Origin of the sequence: Corynebacterium kroppenstedtii DSM 44385, assembly GCF_000023145.1 — a bacterium.
Taxonomy (GTDB): domain Bacteria; phylum Actinomycetota; class Actinomycetes; order Mycobacteriales; family Mycobacteriaceae; genus Corynebacterium; species Corynebacterium kroppenstedtii.
On record NC_012704.1, the window covers coordinates 1,313,393 to 1,330,495 of the forward strand.

The window sequence follows — 17,103 nt, forward strand, 5'->3', positions numbered from 1 at the left end:
TGGCTACCTTTTCATCGTCTTGATCGTCGGCATTCCCAGACCCACACCGCGTGGCGTCGGAGCGGAAGCAGCCTCAGTCCGGTCCCCCGCCGGCATACGACGATGACCAAGAACGCCCGAGTCAGACAACAGGAAGTGAGAGCGTGAATCAGTGATACGCACCCACACCACGTCTCCTGCGCGGATCGCCTGATCAACACCTGGTTTCACGCACTCTTCAACGGAGTTTCTGCCGGGGCTTGTCGGATGCGCCATAGGAGTTGCTCCGATGGAATCCCAGGCTCGGGCTGTTTCTTCCATCGACGCAGCATCAGGGGCAAAGTGCACCAGGCGACCATCGCGCGTTCTTCCCGACAAACGATGTGTTTGAGCCGAGCGTCGACCGTCGTCAGCCTGAACAAGGACCTCGACGACGTCCCCCACCATCTCGGCATTGAGCTCGGCGCTGATTCGCTCTTGAAGTTCAACCAGTCGCTCATACCGATCCTGCACCACGGCCTTCGGTACCTGATCCTCCATCGCCGCTGCGGGCGTCCCTGGACGCGGCGAGTACTGGAACGTATATGCGCTCGTAAACCGTGCTTTTTCAACGAGATCAAGCGTCTGCTGAAAATCTTCCTCAGTTTCTCCAGGGAACCCAACAATAATGTCGGTCGTAATCGAGGCCTGAGGGAGCTTCTCACGTACTTCATCCAGGATTCTCATAAAACGCTTCGTCCGATAGGAGCGACGCATCTCTTTGAGCACCTTGTCTGAACCCGACTGCAAAGGCATATGCAGCTGCGGGCACACGTTGTGAGTCTCCGCCATCGCATCGATGACGTCGGAGGTGAACTCGGCAGGGTGTGGGCTGGTGAAACGGACGCGCTCCAGGCCCTCGATATCGCCACATGCGCGCAGCAGTTTTGAAAATGCGCTGCGGTCACGCTCTAGCGTCGGGTCCTCAAAGTGAACTCCGTAGGCGTTGACATTCTGGCCGAGCAGCGTCACTTCGCTCACGCCGTCGTCGACAAGAGTTTGTACTTCCGCCAAAATATCACCTGGTCGGCGGTCTTTTTCTTTCCCGCGGAGGCTCGGCACAATGCAGAATGTGCAGGTGTTGTTGCACCCGACAGACACGCTCACCCAGCCGGAATACGCGGAGTCACGTTTCGCGGGAAGGACCGAGGGGAACTGCTCTAGCGCGTCGGCAATTTCCACCTGGGCTTCATGGTTGTGGGCAGCACGCGCCAGAAGAGTCGGGAGCTTCCCAATGTTGTGGGTACCGAACACGACGTCGACCCAGGGGGCGCGCTTAACAACGACATCCTTGTCCTTCTGCGCCATGCACCCCCCGACCGCGATTTGCATGTCAGGCTTCGCATCTTTGACCGATTTCAGTTGGCCCAAGGTTCCGTACAGCCGGTTATCCGCATTCTCACGTACTGCACACGTGTTGAACACGACAACATCGGCAGGATCGTCACTACCAACGGGCACGTAGCCGGCTTCCTCCAAAAGTCCGGCCAGCCGCTCCGAGTCATGCACATTCATCTGGCACCCGAAAGTACGCACCTCATAGGTGCGCGGGCGGGTGGTCGTCGTCGAAACCGAGGAATGCGGAGCAGCAGTGAAATGATTCATGGTCTGTAAATGATTAATTGACATATCAGGGGTTGTGCCGTTCATCGCGGACTATCGTACTGGTCACCCCCGACAGACGGGGAATTGGTTACGGTGTTGTTAAGTTTTTGTTTCCCACACAGCTTTGGCTAAAGAAACCCTTTAAGTTTTTCCGTATGCCAGAAGTTTCCGGATCCGACGTCACAGCGCCGTCGACACACTCCATTCCCGCACACGCTGCAGACAGCTCTGCACCTCATCCCGACGCTGAAACGGCTGCCAAAGATCCTGGGCATCGCCCGCCGATGATCTCAATGTCCCATGTCAACAAGTATTTCGGCGACTATCACGCACTCCGCGATATCAATCTGACAATTCCTGCAGGACAGGTCGTGGTTATTCTCGGCCCCTCAGGCTCAGGGAAATCAACTTTATGCCGAACGCTTAACCGGCTCGAGACTATCGACGATGGCGAGATCGTGATCGATGGAGAGGCACTTCCCGAGGAAGGGAAGAGCCTGACCCGGCTGAGGGCGGAAGTCGGCATGGTTTTCCAACAGTTCAATCTGTTTTCGCACAAGACCATCCTCGACAATGTCACTCTTGGCCCTATCAAAGTGCGGAAACGGAGTAAGGCCCAAGCTAAGGATCGGGCTATGGCTCTGCTCCGACGGGTCGATATTGATAGCCAGGCTCACAAGTATCCCGCCCAGTTATCCGGTGGCCAACAGCAGCGTGTCGCCATTGCCCGAGCCCTCGCCATGGACCCCAAAATCATGCTTTTCGACGAGCCGACGTCTGCTCTCGACCCGGAGATGGTGAACGAGGTTCTCGACGTCATGGTCGGACTACTCGCTAGAGAGGGTATGACGATGGTCTGCGTGACCCACGAGATGGGTTTCGCCCGCCGCGCCGCTGATCGTGTGTTGTTTATGGCCGACGGCGCCATCGTCGAAGACTCCGATCCGGAATCATTCTTTACGAATCCCCAGACGGACCGGGCCAAAGATTTTCTCTCCAAGATCCTCGGTCATTAAAAAGGGGCGTGAATAATGACACGAATTCAGTTCGCCGGCCGTCATTTCGGCCAGTTTGTTACTTACTTCCGACGGGGCACGTGCCGACGCCACACCCGCGTGCGCGCGATGATGGCCGCGGTGACCGCCCTTGTTTTCGTCACCCCAACGCTCACCGCGTGTGGGTCGTCGGAGCCCGTGAGTGTCCTCGACGAAATTAAAGCCGGGCATATCGTCGTCGGCACGAAATATGACCAGCCGGGTATGGGAATGCGCACGCCGGATAAGAAATTCGTCGGTGTGGATCCGGATGTCTCGCGGTATGTCATTGACCATATCGCAGAGAAAAACGGTTGGGATAAGCCGAAGATAACGTGGCGTGAAACACCATCTGCGCAGCGGGAAACGCTGATTAAGAATGGCGAAGTGGGCATGATTACGGCCACGTATTCCATCAACAAAGGGCGCGCGAATGCGGTCGCTTTTGGTGGGCCATACCTGGTCACCCATCAGGCGCTACTGGTAAGGGATAAGGACACGGGGATCAAGTCTCTGACAGACCTGAATAAGGGAAAACGTTTGTGCTCTGTGAGTGGGTCCACTCCTGCTCAGAAGGTCAAAGAGGCGCTTCCCGAGGTCCAATTACAGGAGTTCGATTCCTACTCGTCATGTGTGGAAGCGCTCCACCAAAAGAAGGTTGACGCCCTGACCACCGACGCCACCATCTTGTATGGGTTCGCAACTCAGTATCCGGGCGAATTCCGCGTCGTCGACATGAAACAGGATGACGGATCGTGGTGGACCGATGAGCACTACGGAATCGGCCATGCGAAGGGCGACACCAAGTCGACCGAGGCAATCAACGATGCCCTGAAAGACATGTGGGCGTCCGGAGCTTACGCGTCCATTGTTCACAAGAATCTTGGCAACGACTTCCCCGTGGGCGATGAACCCGCCATCGGCGATCTCAGCTTTTTGCAGAAGGGATAGGGGGATCAATGGAGACAACGACTTTATGGGGTGACCTCAGCGACACGCTATGGCCTGCATTCTGGGTCACCATCAAACTCACGGTGTACTCAGGGATCGGTTCACTGATCCTGGGCATCATTCTGACCGCCATGCGGGTGTGCCCCGTCGGGATACTGCGCACCTTATCGTCACTGTTCATTACTGTGTCGAGGAACACTCCCCTGACGCTGATTGTGCTGTTCTCGTCGATCGGGCTCTACCAGAACTTGGGCCTGACACTTGCCCCCGAGAACGACAACTTCATTAAAAACAACAACTTCTGGCTCGCTGTCCTGGCCTTTATCATCTACACCTCGGCTTTTGTCGCGGAATCCTTGCGGGCGGGCATCAACACAGTGCCCTTTGGACAAGCGGAGGCCGGCCGATCACTGGGGCTGTCCTTTGGACAAAACTTCTCTGCCATCGTTTTCCCCAGGCGTTTCGCGCGTCGATCGTTCCGTTGGGCAACACCTTGATTGCGTTGTCCAAGAACACAACCATCGCGTCCGTCATCGGTGTGGGCGAGGCATCTCTGTTGATGAAGTCGACGATCGAGAACCACGCCGACCAGTTGTTCTTGGTGTTCGGCATCTTTGCCCTCGGCTTTATCATCTTGACCCTGCCGATGGGGCTTTTCTTCGGCTGGGCTGGTAAACGATTGGCGGTGAAACGATAGTGAGTACTCGCGCAACTGTCCTTTATGACAACCCTGGCCCACGCGGGCGTCAGATCAACCGCATTCTCACGGCCATTACTGTCGTGGTTGCTGCCGTTGTCATCGGGTGGACGATCTCGGTGCTGGCCAAAAACGGCCAGTTGGAGGCATCCAAGTGGGATCCTTTTATTAAGTCGACCACCTGGACGACGTATATTCTCCCCGGTCTGTGGGGAACGCTGAAAGCCGCCTTTGTTTCCATCATTTTGGCTATGCTTCTTGGGGCAGTGCTGGGAACTGGGCGTTTGCACCATCGGTGGATCGTTCGCCGGATCTGCGGGGTAATCGTCGAGTTCTTCCGCGCTATTCCCGTGTTGATCTTGATGATCTTCGCCTACCAGCTTTTCGCTGAATATGCGGTGTTCCCCTCAGAGCAGTTGGCTTTCGCTGCCGTTGTTTTTGGGTTGACCTTGTATAACGGAGCGGTCATTGCCGAGGTTCTTCGTTCGGGGATCGAGGCGCTCCCGAGTGGGCAATCGGAAGCCGCTTTGGCGCTGGGATTGACTCACCGCCAGACGATGCGAATCATCCTTCTTCCTCAGGCTGTGGCCTCGATGCTCCCCGCCTTGATTGCGCAGATGGTGATTGCGCTCAAGGACTCCGCATTGGGTTATCAGATCGGGTACGTGGAAGTGGTGAGGTCTGGCATTCAGTCGGCTTCGTATTACCGAAACTTCCTTGCTGCGCTCGTTGTTGTTGCAGTGATCATGATTATCGTCAACATTGGGCTGGCGAAGTTCGCGGAGCGAATCGAGCTTCAACTGCGGGCTGGGCGTGCTCGGCGCAATATTGTGGCCCATGTTCCCCACCAGAAAGAACAGGGCGTGGAGACCAAGGATGAAGCCGTAGTCGACTGGCATGACCCGGCCCACCGCGATCTACGCAGCACGTTCGAATAATTCCCGGCGGTGTGAGGGTTCCCGGAGGTGTTATTCCCCGTCGGGATCGCTGCTCAGTTCGGTGATTCTCTCCTCCACGACGTCATGAGCGATCCGCTGTGACATTCCCGCCGGAAAGCCTCGCCGTGCCAACGCTGCGGCAATCCGTCGGAGATGGGCATATTTTTCTTTCCGGTCGGCGGGAGCCGTCCGAATCCGCTGTGCACGGTCTTCGGCAACGCGACGAGCTAATTCCTGTTCATCGTCGTCACTGACCTCGGCTAGTGCATGATCGCAGTCAGCGGAGGAGACCCCTTTTCTTCGGAGTTCTTCGCGCAGGACACGGCGAGATTTTCCCCGACGCGTTCTACGTTGCCTCACCCATTCTTCGGCAAATCGGCGGTCATCAATCAGTCCGCTTTCGACAAGGTCGGCAATGACTGTGTCCACGCTAGCCTGGGGAAACTCGGCATCGAGGAGGCGATCCCTCAGTTCCTGTTCTGATCTTGCCCGGTGATCCAACAGGCGCAATGCTCGCGATCTAACAGGTCGTACAGTGTTTTCTTCTTGCGCAATAGATCTGCTGGTGTCCACGCGAGAGATGGCTTCACTGAGATGCCCGATAATGTCAGCGGTGGACTCAGCAGAGTTATCACTGTCACGGGACTTAGGCATCGCCTAATTTAGCCCTTTCACATTTATTCGTCGTCGTCATCGAAGTCCACATTGGGGACAACATCGATCGGATCGTCATCAGAGCTATTGCTCTCTGATTCCGCCGCATCATCATCAGTGACATTCGCGTACGGCCCGACCTTGGCGGCCCTCATGATTTTATCTTCGATAGTCCCGGCGAGGTCACTATTATTCTTGAGATAATCGCGGACCTTCTCTTTACCCTGGCCGAGCTGTTCGCCTTCATAGGTGTACCAGGAGCCTGATTTCTTGATAATGCCGTAGTCCACGCCCAGGTCGATGATCGAGCCCTCCCGCGAAATTCCTTCGCCATAAAGGATGTCGAACTCAGAAACCTTGAACGGCGGCGACACCTTGTTCTTGACAACTTTTAGTCGTGTCCGGTTGCCAATGACGTCTTGGCCGTCTTTCAGTGCCTGAATACGGCGAATATCGCAGCGAACGGAAGCGTAGAACTTGAGCGCTTTACCACCGGTGGTGGTTTCGGGCGACCCAAACATCACACCGATCTTTTCTCGCAGCTGGTTGATGAAAATGGCGGTTGTGCCCGACTGAGACAGCGCACCTGTCATCTTTCGAAGAGCCTGGCTCATCAAACGAGCCTGAAGTCCCACATGGCTATCGCCCATCTCGCCATCAATTTCTGCCTTCGGGGTTAGTGCAGCCACCGAGTCGATGACGATGATGGCTAAAGCACCCGACCGGATGAGCATGTCGGCAATCTCCAAAGCCTGCTCACCTGTGTCCGGCTGCGCAACAAGCAGCGCGTCGGTATCGACCCCGAGCTTGCGGGCATATTCAGGGTCCAAGGCGTGCTCAGCGTCGATAAAAGCAGCAATGCCACCGTCTTTTTGAGCTTCAGCAATCGCGTGAAGAGCGACCGTGGTCTTACCTGACGATTCTGGACCGTAAATTTCTACAACTCGGCCGCGGGGGAATCCGCCAATCCCTAACGCAACGTTAATCGCAATGTTGCCTGATGAGATCGAGCTAATCGGAGGACGCTTATCATCCCCCAAACGCATGACCGCGCCTTTACCAAAATCCTTCTCGATCTTCGCTAAAGCCGTGTCGAGGGCTTTCAGGCGTCCGTCGCCACTACTCTGATTTGTTTTCTTTTTCGTTGCAGTTTTACCTGCCATTGTCCACCAATCCTTCATCGAAGTCAGAGCACTACTGCTGGTATCTAGCAACCTGACCTAACAACACAACATGTACCTGATGACAGCCACTCGCCCGGTCACAGCACAATACGTTCTCAAACCAGCACGACTGCCCTCATCACACGGAATAGACGATGTTACTCCGGTTCTGGTTCCAAGATAGAGAATATTCTGGCGTCGGACACGGCAACACCACTCTTCATCATACGCAAACGTATGTTCGATTCAAAACGCCGCCACCCAGCGCCTAACTCTCAGCCGTGAGCCACTATCAACGTTCATTCCTTAAGCAATACTAGTGTTAGCCATACTTTTTATTACGATGTCAGCTATGGGTGATAAAACACATAACGCTGGTTCTACCTCCACCTATGCTCCCCACCAGCAATCATCACGCCGATCTTCATGGTCGAGCCGGGACGTCGCATATGTAGCAGCCTTTGCCGCACTCTTCATTGCCATGGCCTTCGTCTCTATCCCGATAGGAGTGGCCGGCGTTCCTATTGTCATGCAGAACGCAATCGCGATTATGGCCGGAATGATTCTCGGACGACGCCGCGGAACAGCTGCCATCGGACTTGTGCTTATTCTCGGCCTTATCGGTCTGCCAGTACTTGCAGGTGGACGATCTGCGCTGTCGGCTTTCGCTGGCGTTAGCGGCGGATATGTTATTGGTTACCTGATTTCGGCATGGGTATGTGGGGCGATCGCAGAAATAACTCCGCGTCGTCGGCCACTCCAGACGGTTCTCTTCGTCATTGTCAGCGTGCTCGGAATTTTCGTCCAATACTTTTTCGGCGCCATATGGATGGTTGTCATCAAAGGCTTTAGCCTGAAGGCAGCATTGACAAGCCAACTCGCCTTTATTGGCCCCGACCTAGTGAAGATGATTGTTGTCGGTCTCATTGCTTCAGGAGTCGCGGCTGCTTTCCCTCGTTTACTACCCGAACCTCGCTAATGAATTCATCCGTCACCCCACCCATTATTCAGTTCGACAATGCCACAGTGGCTTTTGATGAACGCACAATTCTCAATGACATTTCCGTTAAGCTTTCGGAACGACGAATAGCCATTATTGGAGCAAATGGATCCGGAAAATCCACCTTCGTACGCATGATTAACGGGTTGGGAACGCCGGACCGCGGAACAGTCACCGTTAATGGTCTCAATCCCCAGACCGACGGCCGCGATGTCAGAAAAAAGGTGGGGTTTGTTTTCTCCGACGCTGAAAATCAAATACTGATGCCGACGGTGTACGAAGATATCGAGTTTTCTCTACGCAACATTCGCGTAGATGGCCATCGCCTTTCTCGTCGTGAGAAGAACGCTCGTGTCATGGCGATACTGAGCCGGTTTGGGTTAGATAAACGTGCACAGGCATCGCCGTATCGTTTATCCGGTGGCGAAAAGCAAATGCTGGCACTGGCCGCGGTGCTCATTGGGCAACCAATGACAATTATTGCCGACGAACCAACAACGCTTCTTGATCTATCCAACAGGCTCAAACTTGGACGCTTGTTCGATAGCCTCCCCCAACAGTTAATTGTCGCTACCCACGACTTAGATTTTGTGTCCGACTACGACCGGGCACTCTGGATCGACGGTGGGCGTATCCGGGCGGATGGGCCCGCGAATGATGTGTGTCGAACATACGAGGAATCAATGCGCGCTAGGGACCAAGCCTGACAAAAATGAGGAACAAGAGTAATTCTCGTACTCCCCGACAGTGGTTGATTATGCCTCTCGGCCACTATGTTGATAAAAATACCGTCGTCCACCGGCTTAAATCCACCACGAAGATTGTGTTCATCATGGTGATGGTGGTGGTTATCACAGTCCTGTCACGGACGATAGGGGGCCACGTCACCACACTCGGCCTAGCGATTCTCGGGATTGAAATCCTCGTGACCGTCGGTGTTTTTACCCTCGCCCGCATACCGCTCAGCGTCGCAGCATCGCAGCTATTGCCCGTGATCCCTGTCCTTGCGTTTATCACCGTATTTCAGGCTTGGAGCGCGGGATGCTGGTCGGCTCTGTCACTGGCCACATCATTGTTGGTCAGCGTAGCTCTGGCATTAATTTTGACTCTGACAACGCGCATCGGCGACATGATCGAGTCGCTTGACCGCGCTCTCCGCCCCCTTGCGCGTTTTCACGTCCCTGTGAACGCAATCAGCGTGGCCGTTGCCATCACTATCCGCCTAATCCCCCTTCAAATGGAAAACATCCGCATGGTCATTGAAGCTCGCCGCGCTCGATCCTCACGAGGACTACGTGCCTTCGCTTTGCCCGTCATTATCCATTCGATTCGACGTGCCGAAGCAATGGGAGAAGCCCTAGAAAGCCGCGGATTTGATGACTGGGATCCGACGGCGCCCGAGTATGACTCTCAGGAGTAGGCACTAACAAAGCGCGGTAGCGACCCCTCACTACCGCGCCTATCAACCTAGCTATGGCAGGCTAGTTTCCTTCGCGCAACTGCCGTAGCTTCTCAGCCACTGCATCCTGCGAGACATCGTCGCCGCCCTGAGAAGAGCGAGTAAATTCACCATGAACGGAATTATCAATATCGCTACCGTTTTGGGGCGACTGCTCCAGTGACCGCTGGGAGGAACCGGCAATGCTGCGGTCAGCGTTAGCCCCAGAGCGCCCACCACCGTTCATCGACGAACGAATTTCTTCCAAGCGCGAGTGCCCTGCCATCTGCACGCTGGCCTGCTGCACCTCTACCATGCGGTTTTCAACTGAATTCTCCGCCAGTTCAGCCCGTCCCAAAGCATTCGAATAACGCTTCTCGATCTTGTCCCGCACCTGGCCCAGGTTCGGCGAGTCATCGTTGGCGGTGAGCTTGTTCATCGAGGAGATCGAATCGGCAACCTTCTCCTGCATCTTGGCCTGCTCTAGCTGGCTCAAGAGCTTTGTGCGCTCCTCAGTCTTTTGCTTCAAGGCCATCGCATTGCGTTCAACCGCGGCTTTCGCCTGTTGGGCTTGCTGTAAAGCCTGGTCATGGAGCTGTTTGAGATCTTCTACCGACTGCTCTGTCGTCACTAATTGCGCGGCAAAAGCCTCCGCTGCGTTTTCGTATTCGACGGCCTTCGATGAATTACCTTCACTCCGGGCTTTATCCGCTAATGACAGAGCCTGACGGGTATTGCCCTGCAGCTTTTCCACCTCTGCCAGCTGTCGGTTAAGTTTCATTTCCAGTTGACGCTGGTTGCCAATGACAGCTGCGGCCTGTTTCGACAGTTCCTGATGTTGTTCCTTCGCAGCCTGAATGGACTGCTCAATTTGTACTTTCGGATCAGCCTTCTCTTCGATCTTGTTGTCGAAGAGAGCCATCAAGTACTTCCACCCTTTTGAAAACGGGTTCGCCATCGTGAAAACCGGGACCTTTCTACACAGAGCTGCTCAGCAACCGATGCTGACAATAACAACGTGGATGAACAACAAGGATGGCACAGAGCACGTGGGTGACTACTACACGGTGGCGTCGAGCTCGTGCCTGAAATCAACTGCTTCCGCCTCCAGGGCCATAATGCTAATGCACTCCAGAAGAACATCTGAAACGCGGACTCCAAGAGCATGACAGACAGAGGCTAAGAGTTCAGACGACACTTCTTTACGGCCACGTTCGATCTCTGACAGGTAACCGGGGCTCACCGACGCAACATCCGATAGCTCTCTGAGCGTCATCGACGCACGAACACGGAAAGCTCGGAGCGCCTCACCCAGCGTCTCACGCAGGAGAGGTTCAGGTGTTCCTGCCGACGAACCGATAGTGCCGTCAAGCGAGGTCTCACGGTCGTGGTTGAGTACGGGGCTATTGCCCTGTGATTGATGGTGCGGAAAAAGAGCAGGGTTATCTAGAACGGTGGTCTGAGTTCTCATCACTGTGTGTAACGAATCTTTGCCCACTTTTGTTCCCATCATTGCTATTTTCTATCGACGCTGTTTTCCGTCGACAACGAATTCCGCTAACCAATCGCTGCACGAAGATAGCGCCGCGGATACAGACAAGCGTCGAATCGTCTCGCGATCTCCACCGATAAGGATATCCGACGTAGCTTGTTTATCTGCATAATTGTGGCGAAAAAGCACATTACCAGCAAGCTGTGCCGTGGCTTTCGTGCCATCAGCGATGCCAATGAATACTTGTCCTACCGGCTTGCCCTCTTGAGGCTCTGGCCCAGCGACGCCAGTCAGGGCGACACCAAGCGTGGCCCCGCATGCCTCGCGGACATGAGCGGCTAAGTACCGCGCGGTGGTTGGTGCCACTGCCCCATCGGCGTCGAGGACGTCACGGGGAACCCCGCCAAGGCTCGCTTTAAGTTCCGTCGCGTACACGACGACGCCACCACGTAAGACGGCTGAAGCGCCGGGCACAGTAGCCACCGTCGCACTCAACAAACCTGCGGTTAACGATTCTGCACACGCAATACTTACTCCCGCCGACGAAAAACCGTGGACGACGCGTCGGGCGGCCTCAGACAGCTCGTCATCGGTAGGACGAGCGAACTCAATAGCGCTATGAGGCGCAGAATTTGGCACCTGGACCACTTCTTTCCATCCACTAGTGGATGACTATGAACATCGCGCGACTACGCCGACGTCGTTGCAGATGATGCTGCTCGTGATTGCCGCGAATCGAGCAAATATTGAATACCGGTCACCACGGTGACAATGACGGCAGCGGCCATGACGATACCTGTGAGCCAGTCGGTCCATCCCGGCAGAGGCATGAGGAACAAACTGACAGCTAGCGACTGTAGCGCTGTCTTCAGCTTTCCGCCCTTAGAAGCAGGAACCACGAGCCCGCGGTGCAGCATCGCCATTCGCCACAGGGTGATACCAATTTCTCGGATCACGATCAGACAGGTCACCCACCACCACAGATGGCCGATGATATTTAGCCCCACCAGTGCAGAGATCATGAGAGCCTTGTCGGCAATGGGATCCGCAATCTTTCCAAAGTCGGTGATGAGGTTGCGCGACCTAGCAAGTCGTCCGTCGACAAAGTCGGTGACCATGAGCGCGATAAACATGAGCAAGGCCAGCCAACGCGACCCAGCAGATTCCCCCCCGTTCCGGAGAAGAAGCCACACGAAAACGGGAATAAAGACGATGCGGATGACCGTGAGAACGTTGGCAATGTTCAGCAGCTTTGCGCTTTCTTGCGTGTGACGTGGAGCTGGCTGCGTATAGTCACTCACCTCGTGGTTTTCACTCGCAGCTTCCGAAACCGTCGGCCCATGAGCCTTGTCGTCTGACGCGTTCACACTTAAACCTTACCGCTTACTACAACGATGAAACCGTTTTATCACCAAAATTGGTTAGCAGCCACCCGTATTATTCGACGGACCTCACATGCGATTACGGACGGAGATACCTCCGGCCTCACGATCCCGGCGATCCTTAATAACGCTCGCTACCACGGTCACGGTCAGCGTAACGACGATGACACCCAATGACAAAACTGTCGAGATTTCTGGAACGTGGACATCCTCACCGCCATTGATAAAGAGCAGATTGTTCTCTTCCAGGGCGTGGAACAGGAGTTTCACACCGATGAAGCCGAGGATGACACCCAGTCCATAGGGAAGATAGACCAGACGCTCCAAGAGGCCGTCGAGCAAGAAGTACATCTGACGAAGCCCCATGAGTGCAAAGACGTTGGTCGTGAACACGATGTAGGGTTCCTGGGTCAAGCCATAGATCGCGGGAATGGAGTCCAGGGCAAAGAGAAGGTCGATAGCACCGAGGGTCACCAGCGCCAGCAGCATCGGTGTGACCATGCGCTTGCCGTCCACTTTTGCCACCATTTTGTGGCCAACGAACTCGGATGACACCGGGACAAAGCGTCGGAGCGTCCGAACCACGAACATGTCATCAACATCGGTTTCTGGAGCGTCGCGGACTTCGTCGACCACCAGTTTGATGGCCGTGTACAGCATGAAGATACCAAATAAATAGAAGATATCCGACCACGCGTTAATCGCCGCAGCACCCAAAGCGATGAAGATACCGCGAAAAACGATCGCCAGCGCGATGCCGTAGGCCAGGACTTTTTGTTGCAACTCTCGCGGGACTTTAAACGAGCTGATGATCAAGGCGAAGATGAAGAGATTATCGATGCTCAAGCTCAGCTCGGTGAAGTAGCCAGAGAAAAACTCAAGCCCGTGCTTGTGTGGGTCCCCCGGGGCCGGCCAGGACACCCACAAGAAAATCCCAAATATCGTGGCCAGACCGACGTACATGCCCAACCACAAGCCAGCTTCTTTCATGCTGGGCGTGTGGTCCCGCCGGACGTGCCCAACGAAATCGACCAACAAAATTCCAACGAGGACGACGATTGTGATCGCCCACGTTAACCCATCTACATGCATTAAATACCTCCGGTCGTCATTACCAAGGACCGGAGGTCTTTCCCACTAGGCTCACCACACCATCAACCATTGACAACCACGCGGACGCACCACCTTCTGCCTTACACAGAAAGCCGTGTGTCCTCGGCTGATCATGATCGGCCTAGCCGTTGATACCGGGTGCTGCTGTGCTCGTCACCTACTCACGTACTCCACACGAACACAGGCACCGTGTTGACGACACCAACGCGACGGGGATACTCCCCTCCAGCTACTAGAGGGTACATGAAGCATGTGTAAAAACCACGATCATGGTGCGTGACCAGCCAAGACAACACCGCACAGCCAGAAAAAGGGATTACCCAATCAGACGATGCCGCTCGACGGGTTGGCGCTAACTACCTTTGTCGTTGAGGCCGACGCCGACCCACCTGGTGCAGCGTCGGCTTCCCCGTTGTCACTCGGGTCTTCTTTCGGCGCCTCAGCAGGATCAGCACCCTTAATCATCCACAAAATGGTGTCCAGCTCCTCCGGTTTCACCAACACCTCACGCGCTTTCGACCCTTCTGACGGGCCAACAATTCCGCGCGACTCCATCAAATCCATCAAGCGACCAGCCCGAGCAAATCCCACGCGAAGCTTGCGCTGCAACATCGATGTCGAGCCATACTGGCTGGTCACAACGATCTCGACGGCTTGCAACAGGTCCTCGAGGTCATCACCGATATCTTCGTCAATCTTCTTTTTCGAGGATTCAGCCTGTTCGACCACCTTGGGATCGTATTCCGGCTCACGCTGGGCTTTCGCCGCATCGACGACGGCCTGCACCTCAGTGTCAGTGACAAACGCACCCTGGATACGCATCGGCTTGCCCGCGCCTTGAGGGATAAAGAGGCCATCGCCCATGCCGATGAGCTTCTCAGCCCCACCTTGGTCAAGGATGACTCGCGAGTCCGTCAGCGACGAGGTCGCGAAGGCCAAGCGCGAGGGAACGTTCGTCTTAATCAACCCGGTGACAACGTCGACCGACGGGCGCTGCGTCGCCAATACTAGGTGGATACCCGCGGCACGAGCTTTCTGGGTGATCCGGACAATCGAGTCCTCAATCTCTTTCGGAGCCGTCATCATCAGATCGGCGAGCTCGTCGACCACGCAGACGATAAAGGGGTAAGGCTTGACTTCCCGCTCAGAGCCGAGAGGAGCTGTGTACTCACCCGTCTCCACCTTGCGGTTGAAGTCCTTAATGTGCCGGACACCGGCGGACTTCATATCCATATAGCGCTGTTCCATTTCATCGACCAACCACTGCAACGCGCTCGCAGCCTTCTTGGGCTGAGTGATAATTGGAGTGATGAGGTGCGGTACTCCCTCATATGGCGTGAGTTCCACCATCTTCGGATCCACCAGGATCAGACGGACGTCCTCCGGTGTCGCGCGTGTTAGCAAGGAGACCAGCATGGAGTTCACGAACGCAGACTTACCTGAACCGGTAGCACCAGCCACCAGCAAGTGAGGCATCTTCGCGATCGAGTGGGCAACGAAATCGCCTTCGATGTCTTTACCCAACCCGATGAGCATCGGATCAGTGTTCTGCATAACCTCCGGAGCGTGCAGAACATCAGAGAGCCGAACCATTTCACGATCGGCGTTCGGCACCTCAATCCCCACCGCGGACTTGCCGGGGATCGGGGTGAGAAGACGCACGTTGTCCGTCGCTGCTGCATAAGCCAAGTTGGACTGCAGGTTCGTAATCTTGGACACCTTGACGCCTGGCCCGAGCTCAACCTCATACCGCGTCACTGTCGGCCCACGCGAGTAACCGGTGACCTTCGCATTGACCTTAAACTCCGAGAAGGTCTCCGAGATCGCAGCAATCATCCGGTCATTGGCTTCGGTCCGAGTCTTCGCTGCTTTGCCCGGGATGAGCAAATCGGCACTAGGCAGCTCATAGTGATGCCCCGCCTCCGATGACGATGCAGCAGTACTGCGGTCTTGGCTCCCCGAAGCCGACTTCGCCGCCGCCGAGGCACGCTGCGATCGCTTCTTCCCCGGTGCTTTACTTGCCGCATCAATACCCGAGCGCGCAACAATTGCCCGACGCATGGCCTCACGACTGGCACTGACCGCGTCCGTACTGCTCTCGCCGTGTTCACCGTCGCCATCGTCCACCAGCTCAGGTGCACCTTCACCCGCAGCATTAACTTTTACTGCCGACGATTGAGGCGAATCCTCATTCGCTGCGGAGGGAACATCATCATCCTCGGTGAGAGAGGCGTCGGCTCGCGTGTCGTTGACGTTACGTTGCTGCACAGCATCTCGCTGATGTGCCGCGTCTACGGACGTCGGCATTCCGCCATGGAAACCGGCGATGTCAACGTCGGTGGGCTGATCGTCCAGTGTCGGCGCAGGCCTTCTCCCCGAAGTATTGCGTGAAGAGCGGCCACAATCACTACCCCGCGACCCCGATGAGAACACTCGTGTGGGCGCAGCATCTTCGTCCAAGGGATAGTTGTCCATCGGCGTATTGCCATACGAACCGTACTGCTGAGCGCCCGAGGGCAGCTCGTCATCGTCAAACCCGGAGCCGTCGTCGATAATCGCGTGGGAAGAGGACTTCTGCGCCCCCTCCCCGACGATGAGGGGCTGCCCATCTCTGTGTACCCGAGGATCGGAAGGCACGTTGCGTGCCGGGTAATGTCTGCGCCCAGAATCGTAAGGAGTCAGGTCGCGGTCAGAGCGGGCATACCGAGGGTCGGCTCCAGCGCCATCGTCATAGGCGGCACCGTCATACTCGGCGTCGATGTCATAACCGGATTCGCCATACTCGTCGGGGCCATAGGAATCGTACGAAGCGTCGTCGTATGCTCCCCTGCCCCATCGGAAGCCCATCCAGTCGGACACGGCATAAACCGTATCTTTAATGGTCGTTCCAGCAAGTGTGATCGCCGACCAGACGATAATAAGGAGCAAAATCGGCACAGCAAGCCACACCGAAAACCCGGTTGCCAACGGCGTTCCGGAGAACAGACCTATGGCACCGCCTGCGTGGCTCCGCCCTGCCCATGTCGCCGGTTGGCCCGCGAAAAGGTGGGCGAGTCCCAGCATCGCAATCAACAGCAGTGCCAGTGCTCCCCCGGACCGATAATGATTCACTTGGCGGACGGTTACTCCCACCATCAGTACCCAGGCGACGAAAAACAGAGCAACCGGAACCAGGTATGCAGCTGCGCCGACGACCATCATGAGGCCGGTAGACAGGGCGCCACCCACTGGACCGCCAATCCCGAACCACAGTGATCCGGCGGTGATGAGCCCGAGGGCGGCGACGATCAAGGCGGGGGTGTCGTACCCGCCGCCAATCACCACTCCGGCATCGTCGGCGTAGGCATCACGATCCTGGTCCACACCCTCATCCATGAGGCCGCGCTGTGCGGAGGACGCGCGCCGTCGACTGCTGCCACCACGCCTATGTCCCCCCGACGACACGTTTTCTCCTTCGGAATAATCGTCAACATTCTCTTCACTATCGGCAGTATGCCGGGCTGAGGGCTCCGACGTCCTAGACGTCCGACGGAACCGGCCACTGCCCCGTCGCGGTTCCCGGTCAAGGCTCTGATGATGACTATCAGGGGTGCGATCGCCCGAAGCATCGTTACCGTC

15 protein-coding genes and 1 pseudogene are annotated in these 17,103 nt (G+C 55.9%); 7 read left to right on the forward strand and 9 right to left on the reverse strand.

Annotation, left to right across the window (positions count from 1 at the left end):
- Positions 1 to 3: 3 nt before the first annotated feature.
- Positions 4 to 1,623 carry a tRNA (N6-isopentenyl adenosine(37)-C2)-methylthiotransferase MiaB gene (gene miaB, locus CKROP_RS05470; protein WP_041629359.1) on the reverse strand — a complete coding sequence of 540 codons (1,620 nt, stop codon included), beginning with the start codon at positions 1,621 to 1,623 and terminating at the stop codon, positions 4 to 6.
- A 284-nt stretch (positions 1,624 to 1,907) separates the two neighbouring features.
- Between miaB and CKROP_RS05475 the strand changes: the two genes are divergently transcribed.
- The 4 genes and pseudogenes from CKROP_RS05475 to CKROP_RS05490 all read left to right on the forward strand — a co-directional run bounded on the left by CKROP_RS05475 (position 1,908) and on the right by CKROP_RS05490 (position 5,243).
- The gene (locus CKROP_RS05475) at positions 1,908 to 2,639 is read left to right on the forward strand and encodes an amino acid ABC transporter ATP-binding protein (protein WP_041629360.1); all 732 of its coding nucleotides are present in this window, start codon (positions 1,908 to 1,910) and stop codon (positions 2,637 to 2,639) included.
- A gap of 15 nt (positions 2,640 to 2,654) precedes the next feature.
- The gene (locus CKROP_RS05480) at positions 2,655 to 3,608 is read left to right on the forward strand and encodes a glutamate ABC transporter substrate-binding protein (protein ID WP_012731745.1); all 954 of its coding nucleotides are present in this window, start codon (positions 2,655 to 2,657) and stop codon (positions 3,606 to 3,608) included.
- A gap of 8 nt (positions 3,609 to 3,616) precedes the next feature.
- Positions 3,617 to 4,305, forward strand: a pseudogene (locus CKROP_RS05485) (amino acid ABC transporter permease).
- Positions 4,305 to 5,243: an amino acid ABC transporter permease gene (locus CKROP_RS05490; protein WP_012731746.1), complete on the forward strand. Its 939-nt coding sequence runs from the start codon at positions 4,305 to 4,307 to the stop codon at positions 5,241 to 5,243. Before CKROP_RS05485 ends, CKROP_RS05490 begins: the two are co-directional and overlap by 1 nt.
- Before the next feature lie 30 nt (positions 5,244 to 5,273).
- Here the strand turns inward: CKROP_RS05490 and CKROP_RS05495 are convergent, their stop codons facing one another.
- Together CKROP_RS05495 and recA are read right to left on the reverse strand one after the other, a co-directional pair.
- Entirely contained in the window at positions 5,274 to 5,897 is a 624-nt protein-coding gene (locus tag CKROP_RS05495; protein WP_012731747.1) for a regulatory protein RecX, read from the reverse strand.
- Positions 5,898 to 5,920: 23 nt separating this feature from the next.
- The gene (gene recA, locus CKROP_RS05500) at positions 5,921 to 7,060 is read right to left on the reverse strand and encodes a recombinase RecA (protein ID WP_012731748.1); all 1,140 of its coding nucleotides are present in this window, start codon (positions 7,058 to 7,060) and stop codon (positions 5,921 to 5,923) included.
- 481 nt (positions 7,061 to 7,541) lie between these two features.
- Here recA and CKROP_RS05505 point away from each other — a divergent pair, with 481 nt between their 5' ends.
- Genes CKROP_RS05505 through CKROP_RS05515 form a run of 3 tightly spaced genes read left to right on the forward strand, consistent with a single transcriptional unit; the run spans position 7,542 to position 9,480 of the window.
- A complete protein-coding gene (locus CKROP_RS05505; RefSeq protein WP_237698471.1) occupies positions 7,542 to 8,039 on the forward strand; it encodes a biotin transporter BioY in 498 nt (165 codons plus the stop codon).
- Positions 8,039 to 8,767, forward strand: a complete 729-nt coding sequence (locus CKROP_RS05510; protein WP_012731750.1) for an energy-coupling factor ABC transporter ATP-binding protein — start codon at positions 8,039 to 8,041, stop codon at positions 8,765 to 8,767. The genes CKROP_RS05505 and CKROP_RS05510 overlap by 1 nt, the downstream gene beginning before the upstream one ends.
- Before the next feature lie 5 nt (positions 8,768 to 8,772).
- Positions 8,773 to 9,480, forward strand: coding sequence for an energy-coupling factor transporter transmembrane component T family protein (locus tag CKROP_RS05515; RefSeq protein WP_012731751.1), 708 nt, complete (start codon positions 8,773 to 8,775; stop codon positions 9,478 to 9,480).
- A gap of 61 nt (positions 9,481 to 9,541) precedes the next feature.
- Here the strand turns inward: CKROP_RS05515 and CKROP_RS05520 are convergent, their stop codons facing one another.
- From CKROP_RS05520 to CKROP_RS05545, 6 genes are all read right to left on the reverse strand, one after another.
- Positions 9,542 to 10,456 (reverse strand): PspA/IM30 family protein, encoded by a 915-nt coding sequence (locus CKROP_RS05520; protein ID WP_041628836.1) that lies wholly within the window; start codon positions 10,454 to 10,456, stop codon positions 9,542 to 9,544.
- 102 nt (positions 10,457 to 10,558) lie between these two features.
- Positions 10,559 to 10,969, reverse strand: coding sequence for a helix-turn-helix domain-containing protein (locus CKROP_RS05525; RefSeq protein WP_081429484.1), 411 nt, complete (start codon positions 10,967 to 10,969; stop codon positions 10,559 to 10,561).
- 51 nt (positions 10,970 to 11,020) lie between these two features.
- Entirely contained in the window at positions 11,021 to 11,629 is a 609-nt protein-coding gene (locus CKROP_RS05530; RefSeq protein ID WP_338078388.1) for a CinA family protein, read from the reverse strand.
- A gap of 50 nt (positions 11,630 to 11,679) precedes the next feature.
- Complete coding sequence (pgsA, locus tag CKROP_RS05535; RefSeq protein WP_012731755.1) at positions 11,680 to 12,357, reverse strand: CDP-diacylglycerol--glycerol-3-phosphate 3-phosphatidyltransferase; 678 nt, start codon at positions 12,355 to 12,357, stop codon at positions 11,680 to 11,682.
- Between the two features lie 84 nt (positions 12,358 to 12,441).
- Positions 12,442 to 13,464 (reverse strand): TerC/Alx family metal homeostasis membrane protein, encoded by a 1,023-nt coding sequence (locus tag CKROP_RS05540; protein WP_012731756.1) that lies wholly within the window; start codon positions 13,462 to 13,464, stop codon positions 12,442 to 12,444.
- Between the two features lie 345 nt (positions 13,465 to 13,809).
- On the reverse strand, positions 13,810 to 16,929 hold the full coding sequence (locus tag CKROP_RS05545; protein WP_012731757.1) for an FtsK/SpoIIIE family DNA translocase: 3,120 nt from the start codon (positions 16,927 to 16,929) through the stop codon (positions 13,810 to 13,812).
- Positions 16,930 to 17,103 lie beyond the last annotated feature (174 nt).